Annotated in this window: 18 protein-coding genes and 1 tRNA gene; 10 read left to right on the plus strand and 9 right to left on the minus strand. The window is 71.2% G+C overall.

All coding sequences use genetic code 11. The features are described from left to right. The first annotated feature begins 31 nt into the window (after window positions 1-31). Window positions 32-121 (plus strand) — tRNA-Ser (locus tag AAFX79_00800). 117 nt (window positions 122-238) lie between these two features. On the opposite strand, the gene AAFX79_00805 is transcribed toward AAFX79_00800, so the two are convergent. Next, window positions 239-1,315, minus strand: a complete 1,077-nt coding sequence (locus AAFX79_00805; GenBank protein MEO1007086.1) for a GC-type dockerin domain-anchored protein — start codon at window positions 1,313-1,315, stop codon at window positions 239-241. Between the two features lie 325 nt (window positions 1,316-1,640). On the opposite strand from AAFX79_00805, the gene AAFX79_00810 reads away from it, so the two are divergent. The 3 genes from AAFX79_00810 to AAFX79_00820 all read left to right on the plus strand — a co-directional run bounded on the left by AAFX79_00810 (window position 1,641) and on the right by AAFX79_00820 (window position 5,147). Next, window positions 1,641-3,434 carry a hypothetical protein gene (locus tag AAFX79_00810; GenBank protein MEO1007087.1) on the plus strand — a complete coding sequence of 598 codons (1,794 nt, stop codon included), beginning with the start codon at window positions 1,641-1,643 and terminating at the stop codon, window positions 3,432-3,434. A 61-nt stretch (window positions 3,435-3,495) separates the two neighbouring features. Continuing rightward, the gene (locus tag AAFX79_00815; protein MEO1007088.1) at window positions 3,496-4,746 is read left to right on the plus strand and encodes an aminotransferase class I/II-fold pyridoxal phosphate-dependent enzyme; all 1,251 of its coding nucleotides are present in this window, start codon (window positions 3,496-3,498) and stop codon (window positions 4,744-4,746) included. After that, window positions 4,743-5,147 carry a RidA family protein gene (locus AAFX79_00820; protein MEO1007089.1) on the plus strand — a complete coding sequence of 135 codons (405 nt, stop codon included), beginning with the start codon at window positions 4,743-4,745 and terminating at the stop codon, window positions 5,145-5,147. The genes AAFX79_00815 and AAFX79_00820 overlap by 4 nt, the downstream gene beginning before the upstream one ends. Here AAFX79_00820 and icd read toward each other — a convergent pair. The 3 genes from icd to AAFX79_00835 all read right to left on the minus strand — a co-directional run bounded on the left by icd (window position 5,144) and on the right by AAFX79_00835 (window position 8,397). Then, entirely contained in the window at window positions 5,144-6,487 is a 1,344-nt protein-coding gene (gene icd / locus AAFX79_00825; protein ID MEO1007090.1) for an isocitrate dehydrogenase (NADP(+)), read from the minus strand. The genes AAFX79_00820 and icd overlap by 4 nt on opposite strands. 79 nt (window positions 6,488-6,566) lie before the next feature. Beyond that, complete coding sequence (aroA, locus tag AAFX79_00830) at window positions 6,567-8,009, minus strand: 3-phosphoshikimate 1-carboxyvinyltransferase (GenBank protein MEO1007091.1); 1,443 nt, start codon at window positions 8,007-8,009, stop codon at window positions 6,567-6,569. A 55-nt stretch (window positions 8,010-8,064) separates the two neighbouring features. Then, on the minus strand, window positions 8,065-8,397 hold the full coding sequence (locus AAFX79_00835; protein MEO1007092.1) for a co-chaperone GroES: 333 nt from the start codon (window positions 8,395-8,397) through the stop codon (window positions 8,065-8,067). A gap of 104 nt (window positions 8,398-8,501) precedes the next feature. On the opposite strand from AAFX79_00835, the gene AAFX79_00840 reads away from it, so the two are divergent. Next, window positions 8,502-9,023 (plus strand): adenine phosphoribosyltransferase, encoded by a 522-nt coding sequence (locus AAFX79_00840; GenBank protein MEO1007093.1) that lies wholly within the window; start codon window positions 8,502-8,504, stop codon window positions 9,021-9,023. Window positions 9,024-9,076: 53 nt separating this feature from the next. Here AAFX79_00840 and AAFX79_00845 read toward each other — a convergent pair whose 3' ends face one another. The 5 genes from AAFX79_00845 to AAFX79_00865 all read right to left on the minus strand — a co-directional run bounded on the left by AAFX79_00845 (window position 9,077) and on the right by AAFX79_00865 (window position 17,593). Next, window positions 9,077-9,649 carry a PEP-CTERM sorting domain-containing protein gene (locus AAFX79_00845; protein MEO1007094.1) on the minus strand — a complete coding sequence of 191 codons (573 nt, stop codon included), beginning with the start codon at window positions 9,647-9,649 and terminating at the stop codon, window positions 9,077-9,079. A gap of 373 nt (window positions 9,650-10,022) precedes the next feature. Further along, a complete protein-coding gene (locus AAFX79_00850) occupies window positions 10,023-10,598 on the minus strand; it encodes a PEP-CTERM sorting domain-containing protein (GenBank protein MEO1007095.1) in 576 nt (191 codons plus the stop codon). Between the two features lie 396 nt (window positions 10,599-10,994). Continuing rightward, entirely contained in the window at window positions 10,995-11,573 is a 579-nt protein-coding gene (locus AAFX79_00855) for a PEP-CTERM sorting domain-containing protein (GenBank protein MEO1007096.1), read from the minus strand. Between the two features lie 231 nt (window positions 11,574-11,804). Beyond that, window positions 11,805-14,813 carry a UvrD-helicase domain-containing protein gene (locus AAFX79_00860; GenBank protein MEO1007097.1) on the minus strand — a complete coding sequence of 1,003 codons (3,009 nt, stop codon included), beginning with the start codon at window positions 14,811-14,813 and terminating at the stop codon, window positions 11,805-11,807. Beyond that, window positions 14,810-17,593 (minus strand): PD-(D/E)XK nuclease family protein, encoded by a 2,784-nt coding sequence (locus AAFX79_00865; GenBank protein ID MEO1007098.1) that lies wholly within the window; start codon window positions 17,591-17,593, stop codon window positions 14,810-14,812. The genes AAFX79_00860 and AAFX79_00865 overlap by 4 nt, the downstream gene beginning before the upstream one ends. A gap of 29 nt (window positions 17,594-17,622) precedes the next feature. On the opposite strand from AAFX79_00865, the gene AAFX79_00870 reads away from it, so the two are divergent. The 5 genes from AAFX79_00870 to hisN all read left to right on the plus strand — a co-directional run bounded on the left by AAFX79_00870 (window position 17,623) and on the right by hisN (window position 23,925). Further along, the gene (locus AAFX79_00870) at window positions 17,623-20,130 is read left to right on the plus strand and encodes a ligase-associated DNA damage response DEXH box helicase (GenBank protein ID MEO1007099.1); all 2,508 of its coding nucleotides are present in this window, start codon (window positions 17,623-17,625) and stop codon (window positions 20,128-20,130) included. Between the two features lie 41 nt (window positions 20,131-20,171). Further along, window positions 20,172-20,951 (plus strand): ligase-associated DNA damage response endonuclease PdeM, encoded by a 780-nt coding sequence (pdeM, locus tag AAFX79_00875; GenBank protein MEO1007100.1) that lies wholly within the window; start codon window positions 20,172-20,174, stop codon window positions 20,949-20,951. A gap of 216 nt (window positions 20,952-21,167) precedes the next feature. Next, window positions 21,168-21,509, plus strand: coding sequence for an RNA-binding protein (locus AAFX79_00880; GenBank protein MEO1007101.1), 342 nt, complete (start codon window positions 21,168-21,170; stop codon window positions 21,507-21,509). A 356-nt stretch (window positions 21,510-21,865) separates the two neighbouring features. After that, window positions 21,866-23,068, plus strand: coding sequence for an ADP-forming succinate--CoA ligase subunit beta (gene sucC, locus AAFX79_00885; GenBank protein ID MEO1007102.1), 1,203 nt, complete (start codon window positions 21,866-21,868; stop codon window positions 23,066-23,068). A gap of 23 nt (window positions 23,069-23,091) precedes the next feature. Further along, window positions 23,092-23,925, plus strand: a complete 834-nt coding sequence (gene hisN / locus AAFX79_00890; protein ID MEO1007103.1) for a histidinol-phosphatase — start codon at window positions 23,092-23,094, stop codon at window positions 23,923-23,925. The last annotated feature ends 8 nt before the right edge of the window (window positions 23,926-23,933 follow it).

A 23,933-nucleotide genomic window follows, 5' to 3' on the forward strand; every position in this document is an offset into this window, starting at 1 on the left:
GGCCCATGGCTGATACCATCGCCCCTGCCCCGGAGCGGTGCCCGAGAGGCTGAAGGGGCCGGATTGCTAATCCGGTGTACTGGTATATCCGGTACCGAGGGTTCGAATCCCTCTCGCTCCGCTTTTGCCGATGCGCGACCCGGCACGCCGCACCGTAGTGGGGCGCCACCGAACTGGTGATAGCGAGCTGGACATCGCCGCGGGGGGCGCGTGCTCGCCTCCCGGGTCGTTGGCCCGATCAGGGGCAACCGATCGCGAAGGCGGACTGGAAGTCGAGGAAGTCGAGGAGGGTGAGGTCGCCGTCTCCATCGAGGTCGGCCCGCGGATCACCGAGCGCGAACCAGTTCTGGAACTCCAGGAAATCGAGCAGGCTGAGCACCCCGTCGCCGTCGGAATCCGCGATGCAGACGTCGACCTGCGGCTTGCGGTGCGCGTAGAACCAGTCGACCGCACGCTGCGTTAGGCGGTTGTCCGAGGGGTCCTCTCCCTCGCTCGCGAGCCAGAGGGTCGGGCGGTGCAGCGAACCCTGCAACGCCCAGAGCTCGACGGTCGCGTCGTCGTCGCATCCCGAGGAGTACAGGTGGCGGATCGTCTCGTCGCCGTCGACCGCGGCGTCGATGTCGATCGGATCGCCCACGACCTCGGACGTCGGGGCGCATCCGTTGTAGCCGGCCCAGAAGCCGGCAGAATCCATCGCGCTCGGATAGCAGCCCAGGAAGCAGCCGCCGTCGAAGCGGATCACGCTGTCCCGCGTGCCGTGCAACGCGAGCACGTGCACCGGCTCGCTGGGGTTGCAGGCGGCAGGGTCCAGGAAGGTCATGCCGCCGATGGTCATGATCGAGGCGACAAGGTCCGCATGGTCGCACGCCATGCGATAGGACATGAAGCCGCCGTTCGAATAGCCCGCAAGGTGGATGCTCCGGTCGTCGACGGAATAGGTCGTGCGGATCAGGTCGATAAGGCTCCGCAGGAAGCCCGAGTGATCCAGGTCCGCCCCGTCGACGTCGCAGCACGCGTCGGTTGCGTTCCAGTAGCGGTCGCCCTGGGAGTCAACCGGACCATTCGGCGTGCAATACAGGAATCGATCGTCCTCGATCACCTCGAGGAAGTTGAGGTAGTCCTCGATCGCGGCGGCGTCGGTCGTGTAAGCGTGCAGCGCGATGATCAGCGGCAGCGGCTCGGCGGGGTCGTACGTCGACGGCCGCCAGATCGGCACCGGTTCGTCGCCGATGTCCAGGTAGTCCAGGACAGGCTGGGCCAAGGTGGGAAGGGCGCTGAGCAGCCAGGCAAGAACGAAGGCGGCGCGACTGTGCATCATTGGCTCCCCGGTGCCATATCTGAGCGGGTATTGATAGGGTATCACACTAGATCAGCATCCATACAAAATATAACGCAGAATCGCGTTGCTGGTAACGCACAACAATGAACCGATGCGTGGAGTAGGGCAAGAGATGAGGTTTGTGCGGAGCCGCGGCGTTGCGACGCTCCGCCGGGCCGAGTCCGATACGCGTGGCCGAGCGATCGCTCGGATCCGGGGAGGCCCCCGCCAACCGCCGGGTATCGGCGCACGAACAGGGACGCAACCCGAGCCGGTCCCCGATCGCATCCAGGCTGCGGCCGGCGGACCAAGGAGGGGCCCCGTGCCACCTTGCCTCTCGCTGCTGGTTGCTGCTCTCTGGATGCTCGCACCGGCGGCGGCCCACGCGCAGCAATCGGAGACGTTCCGCGGGGCCATCGAGGCCAGCCTCGACGCGATCGATCGGCGTGCGGCGGAGGACCTGGGCGATGACGCCGCCAGCCGGGCGTTGGCCGCTGATGCCGAGGAGATCGTCCGTCAGCTGGGCCGCTGGGGCGGCCGCCGGGACGGCGATCTGGCGGTCCGCGCGGCCGAAACGCACCGGCTGCTGCGGCTCGTCTCCGCTGCGCCCGCCGCCGAGCGCGCCGGCTGGCACGCTTGGCTCCGGGAGCGGGACGATCTCGCCCGCACGCTCGCCTTCGCGATGACGGATGCCGACCCGCCGGCGGGCATGGTGCGGACGCTCGGCCGGCTCCGCGAGGCCCACGGCGACGCCACGGTGGCGGCGTACCCGTCCCTCGTCGCGGCGCTGTGCGTGGTGCACGACGGGCCCAGGCTCCACGCCGTGCGCATCAACGAGAATCGCGCCGAGTCCGCCGGGCCCGTGCCGCTCTTCGGCTATTTCACGACCAACGAGCGGCGGTTGCTCTTCGGCCTCCGCGACGTGCCGCCCGAGCTGCTGGTGTTCGTCGTCGATGCCACGGGCTCCGTGGACGAGCTGGCCTGGGCCCTGGAGCGGCACGGCGGCGATCGCAGCGTCGGCACGCGGTTCTTCGACATCGAGTACGACTATGCCCACATGCGGACCGGCCAGCCCAAGCGGGTCACCGTCGAGGGCTTCACGCTGCCCAACATCCAGCGCTGCGGCGGGGTTTGCGCCGACCAGGCGTACTACGCGGCAACCGTCGGCAAGGCGATCGGCGTGCCCACCGCCTACGTCACGGGCCGCGGCGGCGAGGAGGGGCATGCCTGGGTCGGCTACCTCGAAGCCCGCGGCCGCAGCGCCGCGTGGAACTTCGACGTCGGCCGCTACCGCGAGTACCAGGGCGTGCAGGGCACGCTGCTCGATCCGCAGTCGGGGCGTCGCATCGGCGACGACGAGCTCGCGCTGCTCGGCCGGCTCGCGCAGATCCGCGCCCCGCACCGGCATGAGGCGGCCGCCTGGCTCGACGCCGCCGCGGCGCTGGAGCGATCATCGACGCCTTCGGAGCGCTCGTGGCCCGAGCGCGGCCGCCAGCGGGAGCCACGCGCCGGCCGGGCCGGCCTGCTCGAGCTCGCCGAGCTCGGCCTGCGGCGCAACCCCGGGGACCGCCGCGGCTGGGCGCTGGTCCGCCGCGCCGTCGCCGACGCCGACATGCCCATGCGGGACCGCGTCGCGTGGTCCCAGACCATCATGCGGCTGTGCGAGCAGGCCGGGGCGGAGCACTTCATGGTCTCGCTGCTGCAGCCCATGATCACCAGCATGCCCGGCGGCCGCGAGCGCAGCGGGGTGTGGGAGCGGGTGCTGGATTCGGTCAAGACCAAGAAGGACCTGCGGGCCCGCATCCGCATGATCCAGGCGCGGGACGCCCTGGGCCGCGGCGACAGGCACGCCGCCTTCTTGGCCTACCAGGACGTGTACCGCAGCTATCTCAACGACACCCGCGAGAGCCAGAACGCCGTCTTCGCCGCCGTCTCCATGCTCGAGAAGGCGGGCAAGCACCAGGACGCCGCGCAGCTGCTCGAGGACGTCCTGGCCCGCGTCGAGCGGCCGATCTCCGCCAGCACCTTCTCCAGCCACAGCAACTACGCCCGCATCCGGGCGTTCGCGGCCGAGTACGCCCAGCGGCACCGCGTCCCCATCGCCGGCGCGGGCTAGCCGGCGCGGCCGCATATGCTCGATCGGCGGCCGTCAGCCAAGGGCCGCCGGGAGCACGCCCATGACCGCCACGACCGCCGCCCGCCCCTTCGATGCCCGCACCGACGACGTCCTCCGCGCACTCGAGGCCGGTGGCCAGTACAAGCACCTGCAGATGCTCGATTCGCCCATGGGCCCGACGGTCCGCCTCCGTGATGGCGACGGCGGCACCCGCGAGGTCATCTGCATGTGCTCCAACAACTACCTCGGGCTTGCCAACCACCCCGAGGTCGTCGAGGCCGGCATCCGGGGCCTGCGGGAGTTCGGCGCGGGCACCGCCTCGGTCCGCTTCATCTGCGGCACCTTCACGCCGCACGAGACGCTCGAGGCCACCATCGCCCGCTACATGGGCACCGAGAGCAGCTACACCTTCGTCAGCTGCTGGACCGCCAACGAGGCGCTCTACCCGACCTTCGCCGAGCCGGGCGACGCGCTCATCTCCGACGAACTCAACCACGCGTGCATCATCGACGGCATCCGCCTGGCCACCGTCATCAAGAAGGGCGTCAAGAAGGGCGTCTACAGGCACAACGACCTGGATGATCTCCGCGCCAAGCTCGAGAAGCTCAAGGCCGACCCGGAGGTCACCGGCCAGCTCTGGGTCATCACCGACGGCGTGTTCAGCATGGAGGGCGATATCGCCGACCTGCCCGGGCTGCGGACGCTCTGCGACGAGTTCGAGGCGATGCTCGTGGTCGACGATTCGCACGGCCACGGCGTGATGGGACCCACCGGCCGCGGCACGCACGAGCACTACGGCATGTGCCCCGGTGCGGCCAACCACGATCCCGGCCTGGGCGAGGTCGACTTCTTTACGGGCACGCTGGGCAAGGCCCTCGGCGGCGGCGCGGGCGGCTTCATCGCCGGCAGCCGCCGCGGCACCGAACTCATGATCCAGCGCGGCCGGCCGACGCTGTTCAGCAACGCCCTGCCCTGCACCATCGCCTGCAGCGCCAACAAGGCCATCGAGATCCTGCTGAACGAGCCCGAGCGTGTGCAGACGCTGCGGGACATCGCGGCCTACGCCCGCGACAAGATCACCGCCGCCGGCTTCGAGGTCATCGAGTCGCCCACCGCCATCTGCCCCATCATCGTGGGCGAGACCGCCAAGGCCATCGCCATGAGCAAACGCCTGCTCGAGCTGGGCATCTTCGTCATCGGCTTCGGCTACCCCGTCGTGCCCGAGGGCGCTGCTCGGCTGCGGTTGCAGATGTCCGCCGCTCACACGGAGGAGCACGTGGATGCGGTGGTCGAGGCGCTGAAGAAGCTATGACCCGCACCAACATCTCCACCGGCGGCCCCTGGGAAGCAGCCAACGGCTACAGCCGCGCGGTGAAGCTCGAGCACGCCGACCACACGCGGTTCGTGTTCGCCGGCACGACGGCCGCCAATCCCGATGGCTCGATCGAGGCCGAGGGCGACGCCGGTGGACAGGCCCGGACGATCCTGGATCGCATCGGCTCGGTGCTGCGGGAGCACGGCGCTGGCCTGGAGCATGTGGTCGCTACGCGGATGTTCGTCACGAAGGCCGAGCATGCCCAAGCGGTTGGCCGCGCGCATGGCGAGATCTTCGCTGGAATTCGCCCCGCCGCCACGCTGGTTGTCGTGGCCGCTCTCGTCGATGCGCGGATGCTCGTGGAGATCGAGGCGGAGGCGGTGGTACGGAAGGCCTAGCCCATCTTCCCCACAACCGCCTCGCCGAACTCGCTGCACTTCAGCAGCGTCGCTCCCTCCATCAGCCGCTCGAAGTCGTAGGTGACCGTGCGGGCGGCGATGGCGCCCTCCATGCCCTGGATCACCAGGTCGGCGGCCTCGTGCCAGCCCATGTGGCGGAGCATCAGCTCGCCCGAGAGGATCACGCTGCCGGGGTTGACCTTGTCCTGGCCGGCGTACTTGGGGGCGGTGCCGTGGGTGGCCTCGAAGATGGCGTGGCCCGTGTCGTAGTTGATGTTGGCCCCCGGCGCGATGCCGATGCCGCCGACGCACGCCGCTAGCGCGTCGCTCACGTAGTCGCCGTTGAGGTTCATCGTGGCGATGACGTCGTACTCGGCCGGCCTCGTCAGGATCTGCTGCAGGAAGGCGTCGGCGATGACGTCCTTGATCACGACGTCGTGGGGGCACTCGCTCATGCCGGTCGCGCGGGCCGCGCCCTCGGGGAAGGTCGTGCCCTTCTTGATGACGTGCCAGGGCCCGCCATCGAGCGGTTCGGCACCGAAGCCGCCCGCGGCGAGGTTGTAGCCCCATTGCATGAAGGCGCCCTCGGTAAACTTCATGATGTTGCCCTTGTGGACCAGCGTGACCGAGTCGCGCCCGTGCTGCAGCGCGTAGACGATCGCCGCCCACACGAGCCGATCGGTGCCGATCTGCGAGACGGGCTTGATGCCCACGCCGACGTGCGGCTTGGAGCCGTAGACGCCGGGGTGCCCGATCAGTTCCTCGTGCTCGACGACGCTCTCGGTCGTGCCGAAGCGGACCTTGGCCCAGCGATCGGGGAAGGCTTCGTGGAAGAGCTTGATGAACGTGTCGTTGTCGGGCGTGCCGGCCTCGAACTCGATGCCGGCGTAGATGTCCTCGCTGTTCTCGCGGAAGATGACCATGTCGGTCTTGCTGGGGTCCTTCAGCGGGCTGGGCACGCCCTCGAACCAGCGGACCGGCCTTAGGCAGGTGTAGAGGTCGAGCTTCTGGCGCAGCGCGACGTTGAGCGAGCGGATGCCGCCGCCGGTGGGGGTGGTCAGGGGGCCCTTGATGCCGACGAGGTACTCGCGGAAGGCGTCGAGCGTGGCGTCGGGCAGCCACTCGCCGGTAGAATCGTGGGCCTTGCCGCCGGCGAGCACCTCATGCCAGTGGATCTTGCGATCGCCGCCGTAGGCCTTCTCGACCGCGGCATCGAACACGCGGACCGCGGCCGCCCAGATGTCCGGGCCCGTGCCATCGCCCTCGATGAACGGGATGATGGGGTGGGCGGGCACGCGGAGCGTGCCGTCGTCCATGGTGATGGGCTCGGCGTTGGGCATCGGCGGGTTCCTCCGTGGCTGGCACGCACGATAGGCGTTCGGCCCCGCGCGCTTGCCGGAAGATGCCGAAGTCCGCGGGTCATGACACGTAGAGCCGCGCGAGATCCGCCCAGAATCCCGCGTAGGTCTTGGCAACGCAGCCCGGATCGCGGATCGAGACGTTGGGCCGATGCAGGCCGACGAGCGCGAGCGACATCGCCATGCGATGGTCGTTGTAGGTGTCGAACTCGATCGCATCGGCCGGCGTGCGTGCCAGCAGCCCGCCCGGCGGGGGATCGATGGTGATGGCGCCGGCTTCTCCCAGCACGTCGAGCTCGACGGCGACGCCCACCTTGGCCAGCTCGGTCTGCAGCGCGTGCAGGCGGTCGGTCTCCTTGACCCGCAGCGTGTGCAGCCCGCGGATGACCGAGCGGCCGTCGGCCATGCCCGCCAGCACGGCCAGCGCGAGCGCGGCGTCTGGCATCTCCCGCATGTCGGCCATCACCGGGCCCAGCCGCTCGCCGCCCGCGACGCGGATGCTGGGCCCCTCGCTCGCGTCGCCCCGGCGGATGATCCGCACGCCCGCGCCCATCCGGGCGAGCACGCCGGGGAAGGCAAGGTCGCCCTGCAGCCCCTCGTCGTCGACGCCCGCGATCGCGACACGTCCATTCGGCTTGCTCGCGGCGGCCGCCCAGAACACCGAGGCGCCGCTCGCGTCCGGCTCGATGTCCAGCTCGAATCCCGTCTCGAGCGGCCCGCCCGGCGGTCCGGGTGCGACCCTGAGCACGCGGAGGTCGGCCGAGGACCGCAGCCGCGCGCCCAGCACGTCGAGCAGCCCCAGCGTCATGCGGACATAGGAGGCGCTGGTGACCTCTCCCTCGATCTCGATGGAGATGCCGCCTTCAAGAAACGGCCCGAGCATCAGCATCGCCGAGATGAACTGGCTCGACGGCGGCGATTCGAAGTACACCTCGGTGCACGCAGGCGGGCTGCTCGGCGGGACGATGCGGATCGGTGGGCAGCCCGGCTCGCCGAGCGCCTCGATCCGCGCGCCCATCTCGACCAGCGCGCCCGCAAGATCGCCGATCGGCCGCTGCCGCATCCGCTCGTCGCCGGTGATCGACACGGGCGAGGGGCACAGGCAGCTGCTCGCCGCCAGGAACCGAACGGCCGTGCCGGCGTTGCCCAGGTCGAGCTCGACATCTTCGCTCTGCGGCTTCCAGCAACCGCCCACGCCGCGGATGACGACCTGGTCGTCGCTCGTCGTGATGGTTGCGCCGAGCTTCCGCAGGCCGTCCATCATGACCCGCGCGTCGTCGGCGTCGAGCAGCGCGCCCCGGAGCCGCGATTCGCCGCCCGCGAGCGCCCCCAGCAGCAGCGCCCGGTTGGTCAGGCTCTTGCTGCCCGGCGGCCGGAGGAGCACGTCCATGCGTCGACCCGCACCGACCGACGCCAGTGTCGGGATCGGCAGCGGGTCCGGCAGGGTCCCGAGCGGCCCGAGCAGGTGGTCGACCGATGCTGGAGCCGTCGGCGGGGTGGGCATGGGGAGTCTGTACCTCGGCGGCGTGCGCCCACGCGGCGCACCCGCGGGCGGCCGATCAGGCCGACGATTCGTCCTCGGGCATCCGGAACACGGCGACCACGTCGTCGATGGGCACCACGAAGAGCCGGTTGTCGCCCTCGAAGTCCACCGGGATGGCCTTGGCGGGGTGGAACAGCACCCGCTGGTAGTTGCGGACCGGATAGTCGTCGTCGTGCTCCACCTGCGCGGAGATCGCGACGATGCGGCCCGTGAGCGTGGGGATCTCGAGCTTGTCGGGCAGATGCAGGCCAGCCTTGGTCTGCTTCTTGTCCTCGTCCTTGCGGATCAGGACCCGTGCGCCGATGGGCTCCACCGTCTCGATGCGACTGACCGATCCGGCCCGATCCATCCACGCCTCCATCGCGCCCGCGGGTGGCCCTCGCGTCGTGCGTGGCCCGCCTTGCTTGACGGCTATGCTAGGTCCGCCCCGGCCCGCCGCCCCCCGAACGACGCATGCACGACCATCTCCGCAGCTTCATCCGCGATGTCCCCGACTTTCCCAAGCCGGGAATCATCTTCCGCGACTTCACGCCGCTGCTGGCCGACCCCGGCGCCCTCGCGCTCGCGGTCGAGTTGATGGTCAACCCGTTCCGTGGCAAGGGGATCGACCTGGTGCTCGGGGCCGAGTCGCGGGGCTTCATCTTCGGAACCGCCATTGCCCAGGCCCTGTCCGCGGGCTTCGTGCCGATCCGCAAGCCCGGCAAGCTGCCGCGGCAGGTCCACGGCGTCGACTACGACCTGGAGTACGGCTCGGATCGCCTCGAGATGCACGCCGACGACGTGCTCAACGGAAGCCGGACGCTCATCGTCGATGACCTGCTGGCCACCGGCGGCACCATGGGCGCCTCCTACCAGCTGGCCGCGATGTCCGGGGCGCACATCGCCGGGGCGAGCGTGCTGATCGAACTCGAATCGCTCGGCGGCCGGGGACGGCTCGCCGAGATCGATCCGCTGCACTCGGTGCTCAGCCTGTAGAGAGACGAGGCGACCGAACGCCCGTCCGCGAAACGCTGGTCTTCCGGTCCGCCTTAGCGCCGCCGGCGCATTGCGGCCACGCCACCGAATGCCAGCAGGGCAAGGCTGCCCGGGGCCGGTATCCCGATGGTGGCCGAGCCCTCTACCAGGTCGTCCAGCCGGGACTCGCTGACGGAACTGCCCATGCCAACGTACACGTCGAAGCGGCTGGTCCGGGTCGAGATATCGACGACCCCGGGGCCGGGCAAGACGTCCGGCATGGTGTAGGTGGCCTGCCAGAAGACGATGGGGTTGCTCGGGTCGGCGTAGATGCCCGCCGGCGGGAAGTTCAGCTGGCCGGCGACGATGCCGTCCACGCCGGTGGCCGAGGGCGTGCCAAACGAGGTGCCGGGGCCGTCCATGGGGGCCACGAGGGCCAGATCGCTCCAGCCGGTCGAGCCGACCGAACTCACGAAGTCGGTGGCGATCCCGGCGATCGCGAAATCGCCGTCGGGGTAGCTGGCCGAGAGGGTGACGATGGTGCTCTCGCCCGGGCCCAGCGTCGGGTTGGCGACGTCGATGTTGATGCTCTGACCCGCGGCGGCGGCGGCCATGCCGGCGATGGCAATCAGTGCGCACGTCTTCATCTCGATCTCTCCTCTCAATCTCGGCAAGCCGAATACGGATGTGGACATGGGTGTCCGCTCGCACGGCTAGCCCCGCTCGCAGCGGGGCGTGCAGAGTGTAATCGATATACGCTTCGAAAGAAACACTTCTTAAGTTCCCGCTGCGGGCGTCGCTGCTGGTGCTGGATCGGCGTCCGCACAGACGACCGAGAATGGCCGGAAGCGTCTGCTACGCAGAGCCGAGCCCATGGACGGAGGGGCCTTCATCGGTGCCTCGCCGCGCCACGCGCCGAGAGTACCTGCTGCACCAAACAAAAAACACGACCCCGGCGTACGCCGGAGTCGTGTCGATTTCGGAGTATCGGCCTGAGGCCGATCGCGTGCAGCTGCCGGATTAGCGGCGGCGGCGGGCGGCGGCCAGGCCGCCGAGGCCCAGCAGCGCGAGGCTGGCCGGAGCGGGAACGACGCGGATGACGCCCGAGCCCTCGGTCAGGTCGCCGAGGCGGGACTCGCTCAGCGAGCTCATCATGTCGAGGTAGACATCGAAGCGGCTGGTGCGGGTCGACAGGTCGACGTCGAAGGGGGTGTCAACCATGTCCGGCGCGGTGTAGGTGGCCTGCCAGAAGGCGATGGGGTTGCTGGAGTCGGCGTAGATGCCGGCCGGGGGGAAGTTCAGCTGGCCGGCAACGATGCCGTCCACGCCGGTGCCCGAGGGGGCGCCGGCCGAGGTGCCGGGGCCGTCCATCGGGGCGATGAGGGCCAGGTCGCTCCAGCCGGTCGAGCCGACCGAGCTGATGAAATCGGTGGCGACGCCGGCGACGGCGAAGTCGTCAGGACCGAAGCCAGCGCTCAGCGTAACGACCACGCTCTCGCCCGGACCGATGGTCGACGAAGCGGGATCGATGCTGATCGACTGGGCGCTGGCGGCGGCAGCCATACCAGCAACGGCAACAAGGGCAACAGTCTTCATCTTGGTCTCTCCTCTTGAGCTCAAGAAACCGGGTTTCGAAAGGCACAGTTCAACAGAAATTCCGATTCGTTTGCTTGCTGACCCGCGAATCGGTGGTTCGAGTCTAACCGACCTCTCAGACCTCGGCAACACCTTTCCACGCGAATCCGCGATATTTGCCCCCTGTCGAGCGGGATCTGCGTCCGGGTAACCAGCATCGTCCGCCGCCGTTCGGGCATCGTGTTCGGTACTCGAGAGGATCCGTGTGGCCCCCACCGCGCGTGTTGCCGCAAGCACTTACGCCATCAGGGGGGCGATTGGCGATCCGAACAAATAGAAAACACGACCCCGACGTGAACCGGGATCGTGTCGATTTCGCTAAAACCGGCTCGGGGCCGGCTGAGTGCAGCTGCCGGATTAGCGGCGGCGGCGGGCGGCGGCCAGGCCGCCGAGGCCCAGCAGCGCGAGGCTGGCCGGAGCCGGGACGACGCTGATGGCGCCCGAACCCTCGACGAGGTCGCCGAGGCGGGACTCGCTGGTCGCGGCGCCCATGTCGATGTAGACATCAAAGCGGTCGGTCGCCGTCGACAGGTCGACGGTGAAGGCGTCATCGACGACGGCCGGCGCGGTGTAGGTGGCCTGCCAGAAGGCGATGGGGTTGGTGGGGTCGGCGTAGATGCCGGCCGGGGGGAAGTTCAGCTGGCCGGCGATGATGCCGTCCACGCCGGTGGCCGAGGGAGCGCCGGCCGAGGTGCCGGGGCCGTCCATCGGGGCGATGAGAGCCAGGTCGCTCCAGCCGGTCGAGCCGACCGAGCTCACGAAATCGGTGCCGATTCCGGCGATGGCGAAGTCGGTGCCGCCGAAGCCGGCGCTCAGCGTGACAACGGTGCTCTCGCCCGGGCCGAGGGTCGGGTTGGCAACGTCAATGACAACGCTCTGGGCCGAGGCGGCGGCGGCGATACCGGAAACGGCAACAAGGGCAACAGCCTTCTTCATATCTTCATCTCCTCACGCGACCGGGGCCCTGTTGCCCCGAGGCCTGATCTATCCGGTCGTCCGAGTACGACCTCTACGCAAACAAGCTACAGCCATTCCCAGGGGCCGCCAGCCACGCCTCCTCTTTTTTTCCTCGCCATCGCGAACTCGATTCGCCGGCCGCACGATGCAATGCCACGAGCCGCCGCCACGGCCCAGGGGGCCGCGGATTATCGGCGTCCGGGAATCTGGCTAAACCGGGACCGCGACCGGCCGCCGCTCGATCGCGTCCAGCGGCAGTCCAAGGCGTACGGATAATGCTCGGGCGTATAGATCGAGCTGGCCATCGCTGCGCGGATTCCGTCCGGTCTTGAAGTCCGCCACCAGGCAGCGCTCGGCCCGCCCATCCCGGCGGCCGACGACCACGCGATCGATCCGGCCGCGGACAAGCGTCGCACCGACGCCCTCGCCCAGCAGGTTCGCGATCGGCAGCTCTCGCTGCACCTCCAGGTCGAGGTCGGGGCCCCAGCGTCGCACGAAATCGGCCCGCCCAAGAACCGCCGCCAGTTCCCCCCGAGCAAGCGCACGCCGGACCGCTTCGATCGCCCGGGAGTCGCGGGACTCGGCGTCGGGCCACTCGGCCGGATCCTCGCCGGCGTTCTCCAGCCAGTCGACGCCCTCGAGCAGCGCGTGGACCTCGATGCCGAGCACCGCGGCGTCGTCGGCAAGCCCGAGGGCCCCGCGGACGGTGTCGACTCCGGCCGACGGCCGAACGACACCCGCTCGCCACGACGCCCGCTCGGGTGGGCGAGCGAGGTCCACGGCCTTCGCCCATCGCGGAACGGGCCTCGTCCCCGCTGGCTCCGCGGGCGGCTCGGCCAGCCAGGCCGCATCGCCCGCCACGATGCCGCCGGCGCCGCTCGCCTCGAGCCCATGCCAGGCCACCGCCGACAGCGTGGCGCGATCGCACGCGTCCCGCTCCACCACGATGTCGAGGTGTCGCTTCGCCCGGGTCATCGCCACGTACAAGAGGCAGAGCTCGTCGAGTATGCGGCCCGCCTTCCAGTCCTCGTGCATCGCACGCAGCGTCGGCGACAACGCTCGCGTCTTCTCATTGCATCCCAGGCTGATCGCACGGGCCGGCCGGGTGGGGTCCGCCGGATCGCGGTCGATGAGCACGCCCGGCGGCCGACCCGGAAGCCGGCCATCGAGGTCGGCCAGCACCACGGCGTCGAACTCCAGGCCCTTCGCCCCATGCACCGTGAGCACGCGTATGGGCTCATCGCCGGGCGTCCGCACGCGGGCGGCGCGCACCTCGGCGATGAGATCATCGATCGAGGTCCGCTCGCCCGGGGTGGCCTCGTAGGCGTCGGCGATCTGCACCAGGGCGTTGAGGGCCGCGCCGCCACGGGCGTTGGTTTCGGCCGCGGCGGCCGCCGCGAGCGCCTCGACGGCCCGGGCCGGCCCCGCCTCGAACCACGATCGCCGCACGCGGGCCGAGAACCGGGCGGCTCCGGCGACGTCCCGGCGGTGCGCTACGCCGGCGGCGCGGGCCAGTGGACCGGTCGCCACCGAGAACAACGCCGCGGCATCTCCCGGATGGGCCGCCAGCCGCAGCGCCGCGAGCACGGCCTCCCCGGCCGGATGCGCCGCCGGCGAGACCGCGGCATCGGTCACCACGGGGATGCCGGCGTCGGCCACGCACCGAGCGATGGCGGCGGCCCGGGCGTTGGTCCGCACCAGCACCGCGATGGTCGCGTCGCTCCGCCGCCGCCGGATCTCGGCGACCCGTGCCGCGGCGGCCTCGACGACCGCCTGGGCCTCCTCCGACGCATCGACGGCCGAGATGCGGACCAAGCCGGACTCGGACCGCGCCGCCTCGTGCGGCTCGAATACCGAGCCGAACGCGTGCGCGGCGTCGGCTGCATCGGCGAGCCCCGGATTGGCGGGCAGCCCGCCGAACACGCGGTTGACCGCCTCGACGATGGACGGCGCACAGCGGTAGGTCGTGCGGAGCGTGGTTGCTTCAACCTGCGGCCAGCGACCCGCGACGTGGCTCAGCAGGCCGGCGGCCGCGTTCCGCCACGAGTACAGCGATTGCTTCTCGTCGCCGACGACGAACACCGAGCGGTCCCGCTCGCCGCCGGCGACGGCCTCCTCCAGCAGCGGCTCGAGCACCCGCCACTGGTCCAGCGAGGTGTCCTGGAACTCGTCGATCAGGATGTGGTCGAGCCGCGCATCCAGCCTGTAGGCGACGTGCAGCCCGTCCAGGTCGGCCTCCGCGAGCAGCCGCCACAGGTCGGCCAGCGCGAACTCGCCGGCCTCCCGCCGCAGCGCCGCGTCCGCCGCGGGCAGCTGCGCCAGGGTGTCGGCCGCGGCTCGGTTGCGTCCGTGCATGCCGGCGATCACGCGGCACCGCGCGGCTTCGATCGCCACGCCGATGGCGTCCCGCAGCGGATCGGGTATGTCGACCCTCGAAAAGGTGGCCTCGCCCGCGAGCACCTTCTTGGCAAGACCGGCCTCGAGGAACGCGTCCCAGTCCGACCCGCGGACCGTCTCCCCGAGCTGCGCGATCGCCTGCGCCCACCTCTTGTTTGGCGTGCCGGCCTGCGTCGTGGGCGGGGGCCACGCCTCGATGGTGGTGGCCGCCTCCGCGAGCGCCGCGTCGCCGGGCCCGCCGCCGACCTCGCTCGCCAGGCAGTTCCATGCATCCGCGTGCCACGCGCCCGCCCCCGAGGCGAGCAATTCGCCGAGGGTTCGATCCAGGGCCGCGGCGGCCGGCACGCCCGCGATTCGCTGGGCGATGGCGGCCGCGTTGCTCGCGCCGATCGCGTCCATCCACCGCTCGATGGCGCGGATCCGCAGCTCGCCCTCGCGGTGCTCGCTCGCCAGCGTCCAGCCGCCGGCCAGCCCGATGCCCGGGCCGATCGCCTGCGCCAGCCCGACGGCGACCGCATCGAGCGTCAGGATCCGCAGGCGGTGGGCCGATCGCGCGGCGCCGGCCAGCACCGCAGCCCAGCCCGCGCGGCCGAGGCTGCACCCGGTGTGCTCGCCGAGCGATCGAGCGGCGTCGTCATCAGCCGCCGCGTCCGCCAGGCGGGCGAGCAGCCGGTCTCCGATCTCGCCGGCGGCCTTGCGGGTGAAGGTCACCGCCAGGATGCGGTCTGGCGCGACACCGCGGGCCAGCAGTGCGATAAGCCGGTTCGTGAGCCGGAACGTCTTGCCGCTGCCCGCCGAGGCCAGCACGACCTCGTGGTTCATGCCGGCCCCTCGGCCGTCGCCAGCTCGTCGTGCTCGGCGTCGAGCAGCAGGCCAACGCCCGCCAGCGGCGCCAGCGGATCGTCCTTGAAGGGCCATCGGCCGCGCTCGGCGAACACGCCGTCGCGCACCCGCGCTGCGATCTCCGCCGCCAGCGCCTGCGCACCGGCAAGGTCGTCGGCGTCCCAGTCCGCGATGTGGACACCGGAACGCTCGGACGACAACGCCACGAATCCCAGAGCCGCCGCGGACGGCACGCCGTGCTCGTCGGCCAGCTGCTGCGCGAGCAGGGCGTAGAGCGGTAGCTGCAGGTCCACCCAGGCACCGCGCGTCCGGTGCACCCGCTCGGGCGTCTTCTCCTTGGCGGCGGTCTTGTAGTCGAGCAGCGCCAGACCCTCGCGCTCGTGCAGGTCGATGCGGTCGATCGTGCCATGCACCAGCATGCCGGTCGATGCCAGCGGCACGGGCCGCGGCGGCGACCACTCCGCGGCGATCGTCCGCCAGCCAGCCGTCCGCCGAGCGGCCTCGATCGACGCAAACTCCGAGAGCCGCTTCTCGGCCGCGTCGATCTGGGCCAGCACCAGCGGAGGGGGGTGCCGCCCGAACTGGGCCTCGGCCGCCTCCCACAAGTGCGCGTAAAGCACTCGCCGGATCCGCCCGGCGTCGGCGTCCTCCCGCGTCTCTGCATCCGCGGAAAATCGACGCAGCGCCTCGTGCACCAAGCTGCCGAAGCGGGCCCCGTCCATCCGGATGGCGGCCGCCAGCGGCTCGACGGCCCGCAGCCGCGCGACGTATTTCAGGTAGAAGAGGTACGGGCTCTGGATGTAGGTCCGGAAGCTGGTGACCGCCAGCGAGCGGGGCGGCGCTGCGTCTTCCAGCCGGCCGACGCGGAAGCGGCAGGCACCCGGCGGCCGGGTGACCGGGGGCGGCTCGATGGCCGCGCGTGCGGCGGCGAGCACGTCCATCGGCGATGAGTCCGGGCCTCGGAGCAGCAGCGGGCTGGGCAGCACCGGCTCGCCCCGCGCGTCCCGCGAGCCCAGGACCACCCGCAGCCGCCCGGCGGCAGATAGCGCCGCCATGGCCGCCGCGTCGCGCGCAAGCCGGCGGCCCTCGCCGGGCAGGCCAAGCGCCCGGCGCAGCCCCTCGCCCAGGAACGCGCCAGGGGTTGCGCGGGCGGGCAGCACCCGGGCGTGAGCGCCCGCCAGCACCACCTTGTCAGACGGATCCAGGGGCAGCTCGAGCCAACCCAGCAGGTCCAGGTCCTCCCCGCCCGGCTCGATGGCCGCCCGCTCGCCCGCGAGCGCGTGAAGCACGAGATCGACCGCCTCGGCCGCACGCACCGGCTCGCCGTCCAGCGACGACAGCTCTCGAAGCGCACGGCCGGCGGCCTCGGCGCACGCCCGCGAGAGCGGACCCAATTCGCCCTCCGACGGCTCGAGCAAATCCGCCAGCACGGCGGACACCGGCTCGGCCCAGTCGGCGAGCCGCCGCCGGCCGAAGAGCGGCGCGAGCATCCGCCACAGCCGCCGCCGCGCGATGCGGACCGTCCGCCGCGCCCCGCGCACGCGGGGGTGCTCCGGGCCGGCCGGCAGCGGGCCGTGCGCGTGCGTGGGCAGCGCCGCGGCGGCGTATACATCGAGGGACCGCGCCAGCATCGCATCGCCCGCATCGATGCCGACGGCACGCTCGACGGCGGGCATCCGCAGCAGCGCATCGAGGTCGGCGTACCGCCGATCGACCATCAGCCGCCGGATCGCCGCCAGCAGCCGCGCCGGCCCGGCCTGAGCCAGCGACGAGCCGGCCGCCTCGTGCACCGTGAGTCCATGCTCCGCTGCGGCGCGGCGTACCGCGCCGGCCAGCGCCTCGTCGGCAAGGCCGATGGTCGACGTGCCCGCGTCCATGGCCGCCCGCACCGCGAGCCGCGCCTGGGCGAGTGCGGCACCACCGGCTACGCAGGCGTCCGCATCGACGGCGATGTCGGCCTCCGCCCAGTACGCCTCTCGAACGCATCCGTCGTCGTCGAGGCCTTCGACGTGCATCGCGGGCACCGTCGCGAGCACGCGTACCCGTGCAGGGGATGACTCGAGCAGCGTGCGCGCCACCGGGGAGAGATCGGTGCACGCGAGCAGCACGATGTCGCGTGGCGTGTCGGAGGATTGCGACGGATCTGCGCCGCGGCGCGCCACGTCGAGCGCCGCGAGCGCCGGGTCTTCGAGCCCCGCCTGGCCGAGCAGATCCTCATACCTGCGCTGCACGCCAGCGAGCGCACGCCACAGCTCGGGCTCCTCCTGCGGGGGCAGGTCGCCGTCCGCCGCGTCCGCGAATCGCAGCCCGCCCGAGGCCAGCTCGTCGGCAGCGCGGGCGACCTCATCGGCCCACGCGGTCGGGCGATCCGCCGCCGGAGCGATCCGCTGGATGGCCTCTGGGGGCGCGGCCTCCATCGCCCGCTGCCAGGCCCGCCGCCGTGCGATGCCACCCGCGGGCCGCGCCGCCGGGGCGAGGGCTTCTGCCAGCCGGCCCGCCGTCGTCGTGGCCGGGGGCCACAGCGCCAGGCCCGCCCGCTGGGCGGCCTCGGCGAGCAGGGCGACCATCACCCGCGACGCCCGCGCACCCGGCGTGACCAGCAGCACGCCCGACAGGTCCAGATCGGTGTCGGTCGCGAAGGTACAGACCAGCCAGTCCCGCGCGGCCAGCGGTGGCGGCAGCGATGGATCCAGGAGGTGGGGGCGGCGCGGCGCGTCGGCGTGCTGCGGCCCGGGCTTTCCCGCCGGTGGCGCGTCCATGCGGGGCAGCGTATACATTGGTAGAACGCATGTCCAAAACCCAAACAACGAGCAGCCGATCGGCAAAGGCCGGCGACCAGCGGCCCGGGCTCGATCGGCTGCGAGCCTGGTTCGGCGATCGCGGCTGGGAGCCGCACGCCTTCCAGGAGGAGGTCTGGGCGGAACACGAGCGCGGCCGCGGCGGGCTCATCCAGGTGCCCACCGGGTCCGGCAAGACCTACGCGGCCTACCTGGGTGCCCTGGCCGACCTGATCGACGAGCCCTCGCCGCCGCGCGGGCTGCGCATCCTCTATATCAGCCCGCTGCGGGCGCTCTCCCGAGACATCGAGGCCGCCCTCCGAGCGCCCGTCGAAGACCTGGGGCTGGGCCTCCGCGTCGAGAGCCGCACGGGCGACACGTCGTCGTCGGTCCGCAGCCGCCAGCGGTCGAGCCTGCCGCAGGTGCTGGTGACCACGCCCGAGTCGCTGACGCTGCTGCTCACGCAAGAGACAGCCGCGTCGAAGTTCGCGCACCTGCGCACGGTCATCGTGGACGAGTGGCACGAGCTGCTCAGCAGCAAGCGGGGCAGCCAGGTCGAACTCGCGCTGGCGCGGCTCCGCCGCTTCGCGCCGGGCGTGCAGACCTGGGCGCTGAGCGCGACCGTGGCCAACACCGACGACGCGGCCCGCGCGGCGGTGGGCGTGGATCGCGAGTTCGCCGTCGTCCGGGCCCCGATCGATCGACCAGTGGCGGTCGATGCGCTGCTGCCCGCGAGCATGGCCCGCTTCCCGTGGGCGGGGCACATGGGCCTAAGCATGCTCGATGCGGTGCTGGCCGACCTCGATCCCGGCGTGCCCACGCTGGTGTTCGTCAACACCAGGTCGCAGGCCGAGCGATGGTTCAACGCCATCAGCCTGTCGCGGCCCGAGTGGGAGGGCCGCATCGCGCTGCACCACGGCTCGATCGACAAGGCCGCCCGCGAGCGGGTCGAGGCGGGCATCCAGGACGGCCGCATCGGCATCGTGGTATGCACCAGCTCGCTCGACCTGGGCGTCGACTTCGCGCCCGTGGAACGGGTGATGCAGATCGGCTCACCCAAGGGCGTGGCACGGCTGATGCAGCGGGCCGGCCGCGCCAAGCACCGCCCCGGCGCGCCCTGTGGCGTGACCTGCGTCCCCGCGCACGCGCTGGAGCTCATCGAGATCGCCGCCGCCCGCGATGCCATCGATGCCGGCCGGGTCGAGCCGCGGGATCCGGTGTCCAGGCCGCTGGACGTCCTCGCCCAGCACATGGTCACGATCGCGCTGGGCGGGGGGTTCACGCCCGACGACCTCTTCGACGAGATCCGCGCGGCGTGGTCCTTCCGCGAGCTGACCCGGGAGGAGTTCGATTGGACGCTGCTGCTCGTCAAGGAAGGCGGCGGCACCCTGAGCGCCTATGACCGCTTCCGCAAGATCGAGGAGGTCGACGGGCTGCATCGAGTACCCAGCAAGCGCATCGCCCAGCTGCACCGCTTCAACGTCGGCACCATCACCGGGCCCACGACCATCGAGCTGAAGTACATCGGCGGGGCGTCCATCGGCCACATCGAGGACGGCTTCGTCGGCCGTCTCCGCGAGGGCGAGCACTTCTACTTCGCCGGCAAGACGCTCCGCTTCGTGCGCATGAAGGAGGACGTCGCGCTCGTCCGCAGCGGCACCAAGAAGACCAACCTCACGCCGGTCTGGGGCGGCATCCGGTTGCCGATCAGCGAGAGCCTGTCGGCCGCCGTCCGCGGCTCGCTCGACCGCCTCGCGGACGTGCTGGAGACCGGCGACGCGAGCGATCTCGCGCCCGAGCTCGAGGCGGTGCTGCCCGTGGTGCGCGCGCAGGCGAAGCTGTCGGCCGTTCCGCGGGAGGGCGAGCTGCTCGTCGAGGTCTTCAGCAGCCGCGAGGGCCACCGCGTATTCGTGTACCCCTTCGAGGGCCGGCTGGTGCACGCTGGCCTGAGCGCGCTGATGGCGCTGCGGCTGGGACGCATCCGGCCCGCGACGTTCACCGCGACGTACAACGACTACGGCTTCGAGCTGCTCTGCCCCGAGGCGTTCCCGTTTGGGGACCTCGTCACGTCCGAGCTCTTCAGCCGCGAGAACCTCGTCGAGGACGCGCTCGAGAGCGTGAACACCGCCGAGCTCGCCAAGCTGCAATTCCGCGAGATCGCGCGCGTGGCCGGCCTCGTGTTCCAGAACTACCCGGGCTCGCCCAAGGTCGGCCGGCAGCTCCAGGCGTCCAGCTCGCTGATCTTCGATGTGCTGGCCGAGTTCGACCCCGACAACCTGCTGCTGGCCCAGGCGAGGCGCGAGGTGCTCGAGAACCAGTTCGAGCAGGGGCGGCTCGCGGCGGCGCTCGATCGGCTGGGTGGGTCGGCCTTCCGGGTGGTCGAGCTCGAGCGGCCCAGCCCGCTCGCGCTGCCGCTGGTGATCGAGCGGATCGGCGCACAGACGATGTCCAGCGAGAGCCTGGAGGAGCGGGTGGCGCGGATGCAGGCCCAGCTCATCGAGGCCAGCGGCATAGGTTGACGGTCCCCGTGACGAGCACCCACGAGCCATGGAGGTCATGGATGACCCAGGCGCTGAGCGCACCCCAGGCCGCCCCGCCGGAGGACTGCGCCATCGAGTTCGGCGGGCAGCGGCTCGTGCTGATGCCCGAGCGGTGCGTGCACTGGCCCGAGCACAATTGGCTGCTGGCCGCAGATCTGCACTGGGGCAAGTGCCAGGCCTTCCGCGACGCCGGCGCGCCCCTGCCGCGGGGCGTGCTCGACGCCGATCTCGCGCAATTGACCGCCGCCCTGGCGCGCACCGGCGCGGCAAGGCTCGTCGTGCTGGGCGACCTGATCCACGCACGTGCTGCGCTGAGCGAGGCCATCGTCGACGACGTTCGGCGGTGGCGGGCCGAGACGACCGTCGAGATCGCGCTCGTGCCGGGGAACCACGATCGGGGGCTCGCGCGGACAACGGGCGCTAAGCACTGGGCAATAGGCGAGCGGCGATTGCTGGACGCGTGGGACATCGAACTGCTGCCCCCCTACGTCGAGGTGGGGTCGATCTCGCTCGTCCACGAGCCGCCGCGTGATCCGGCAGCCGGCCCCAGTGCGCAGTGCCCGGTGCCGAGTGCCCACACCATCGCCGGCCATCTCCACCCCATGCTCCGCCTCGGGGGGCGGCAGGAGCGGCTCCGTCTGCCGGCCTTCTGGGAGCAATCCCGCGGCGACGCGGCCGGATCCACGCTGGTGCTGCCGGCCTTCAGCCGCTTCGCGGATGGTGCGTCGATCGCGCCGGGCGAGGGCGATCGGCTGTGGGTCGTGGCCGGCCGGAGCGTCCGGGGCCTCGGCGAGGTCTGATCGGACTGGTCGGCACGGGCCGGCCCGGCTTGACTGGGTTCGGCCCGGTTCGGCCCGCGCTGGCGTGGCTTGGCCCGGCCGGCATCGGCGTGCATATTCTTGGGGGCATTACCTGATACGCCGGTCGACGGGCGCCTCCGCCCGGGCCGGCGAGCCCGACCCAGATCGCCCCCGAGGATCTCCGTTGGCTAGCACTCGGGCCCGGAGTTTTCCGCGATGAAGATCTATGTTGGCAACCTGTCGTACGACACCACCGAGGCCGGCCTTGCCGAGGCGTTCGCCGAGCACGGCGAGGTCAAGAGCGCCAACCTCGTCATGGACCGCGAGACCGGCCGCCCCCGCGGCTTCGGCTTCGTGGAGATGGACGACGAGGGTGCCAAGCGGGCCATGGAGGCCCTCAACGGCAAGGAGCTCGACGGCCGCTCGCTGACCGTCAACGAGGCCCGCCCCCGCGAGGGCGGCGGCGGTGGTCGCGGCGGCTTCGGCGGCGGCCGTGGCGGTGGCGGCGGCCGTGGCGGCTACGGCGGCGGCGGCGGTGGTGGTCGCGGCGGCTGGTAGTTCGCACGCAGTCGAGTGGAAGACCTAGACGCCGGCCCGCGTGAGAGCGTGGGCCGGCGTTGTTGTTTTTGGCAATGGGCAACGGGCTAGAGCACATTGAGCCAGTGGGTTCGCAACGCCGCTGAGAGCAATCGAATTGCAGGCAACGATCGAGATGCTCGAGTGTCCGTGGCCACCAACCGAACTTGACGATGCCGCCGGGGCTGAACCTCTCTCTTGACACACCATCGAAGCCAGTCCGCGACCCCAGCGCACGAGTTAGCGCGTTGTCTCCGCGACGTGCGTTGCCCGCTGCCATCCCTTGCGTACGCTCCCCAAACACACCGGCTCCACGCCCGGCCCGCACGGAGGCTCCCATGAAGATCCACGAGTACCAGGCCCGCGATCTCCTTGCCCAGTACGGCGTGCCCGTGCCGGCGGCGACGGTCATCGAGCGGTTCGAGGACGCCGCGGGGGCGTTCAAGGAGGTGACCGCGGAGTCGGCGGGCGATCCGCTGGCGGTGGTCAAGGCCCAGGTGCACGCCGGCGGGCGGGGCAAGGCGGGCTTCGTCAAGCTCGTGAAGTCGGCCGACGAGGCGACCGAGGCCGCCCGCTTCATGCTGAGCAACAAGATGGTCAGCGTGCAGACCGGGCCCGAGGGGCTGGAGGTCACCAAGCTGCTGGTGGCCAGCGGCGTGGACATTGCCCACGAGTACTACCTGGCGATCACGACCGACCGCAAGACGCGGCGGCACGTGCTGATCGCCAGCGCCGAGGGCGGCGTCGAGATCGAGACGGTCGCCAAGGAGAATCCGGACGCGATCGCCCGCGAGCCGCTGCACCCGCTGCTGGGGCTGCAGGCCTTCCAGGCGAGGCGAGTGGCCTTCAAGCTGGGCTTCAAGGGCAAGCAGGTGGGGCAGGCCGTCAGGATCATGATGGCCCTTGCGAAGGTGTTCCTCGACAAGGACTGCACGATCGCGGAGATCAATCCATTGATCGCCACGCCGGCGACCGACGAGCATCCCGACGGCCAGGTGATGGCCATCGACGCGAAGTTCAACTTCGACGACAACGCCACCTTCCGCCACAAGGACGTGCAGGCCATGTTCGACCCGGCCGAGGAGAACGCCGCCGAGCTGCGGGCGCACCGCATGGGGCTGAGCTACATCGCGCTGGACGGCAACATCGGCTGCCTCGTCAACGGCGCGGGCCTGGCGATGGCCACGATGGACACCACCAAGCTGCACGGCGGGGAGCCGGCCAACTTCCTGGACGTCGGCGGCAGCGCCAGCGAGGAGGCCGTCACCGAGGCCTTCCGCATCATCCTGGAGGACAACGCCGTCAAGGGCGTGCTGGTGAACATCTTCGGCGGCATCATGGACTGCGCGGTCATCGCCCAGGGCATCGTGAATGCGGCCAAGGAGATCGGCTTCGAGGTGCCCCTGGTGGTCCGGCTCGAGGGCACCAACGTCGAGGCGGGACGAAAGATCCTCGAGGACGCCAGCAGCGACCTCGGCACGCTGCAGGCCGCCAGCGACCTGGGCGACGCGGCCAAGAAGGTCGTGGCGGCGGTGGCCTAGCTCAAGTTCGGAGGGCCGCGGCGATGGCGACGCTCATCGAGATGCCCATCAGCGAGGGCGTCGATCGCGAGATCGCGCGGAGGCTGGAGCTGGCGATCGCCGCCGCCCAGGCCGCCGGCGGCGTCACGCTGCAGTTCTTCCAGACCGATCGGCTCGGCACGCAGACCAAGGGCGACGGCAGCCCCGTGACCGAGGCCGACCGCGGCGCCGAGCAGACGCTGCGGGCCGCGATCGAGGAGAGCTTCCCGGATGATGCGATCCTGGGCGAGGAGTTCGGCGACAAGGCCGGCTCGTCGGGCTACCGCTGGATCCTGGACCCCATCGACGGCACGATCAGCTTCGTGCACGGCGTGCCCCTGTACGGCACGCTGGTCGGCGTGCTGCGGGGCGACGAGCCGATTGCCGGCGTGGTGCACATGCCGGCGCTGGGCGAGACGGTCTACGCCGCCCGGGGCGGCGGCGCGTGGTGGGTGCCCAGGCCGGGGCAGGACGCCCGGCCCGCGGCCGTGACCGCGACGTCGACGCTGGCCGAGGCGACGCTCGTGACCACCGCGCTGGAGTACTTCACCCAGATGGACGCCGACGGCGCATTCCTGGACATCACGCGGGCGTGCGCCCGCACGCGGGGCTGGAGCGATTGCTACGCCCACGTGCTGCTGGCGACCGGCCGGTGCGACGCGGTGGTCGAGCCGACCATCAAGCCGTGGGACGTGGCTCCGCTGCCGGTGATCCTGGTGGAACTAGGCGGCGGATTCTCGGACTGGACCGGCGAGCCGCGGATCGACGGGGGGCACGCCATCGCCACCAACGGCCGCCTGCACGCCGAACTGCTCGATCTGGTTCGCCCGCACGCGTGAGGCCCGCG

Source organism: Planctomycetota bacterium (assembly GCA_039819165.1).
Taxonomy (GTDB): Bacteria; Planctomycetota; Phycisphaerae; order Phycisphaerales; family UBA1924; genus JAHCJI01.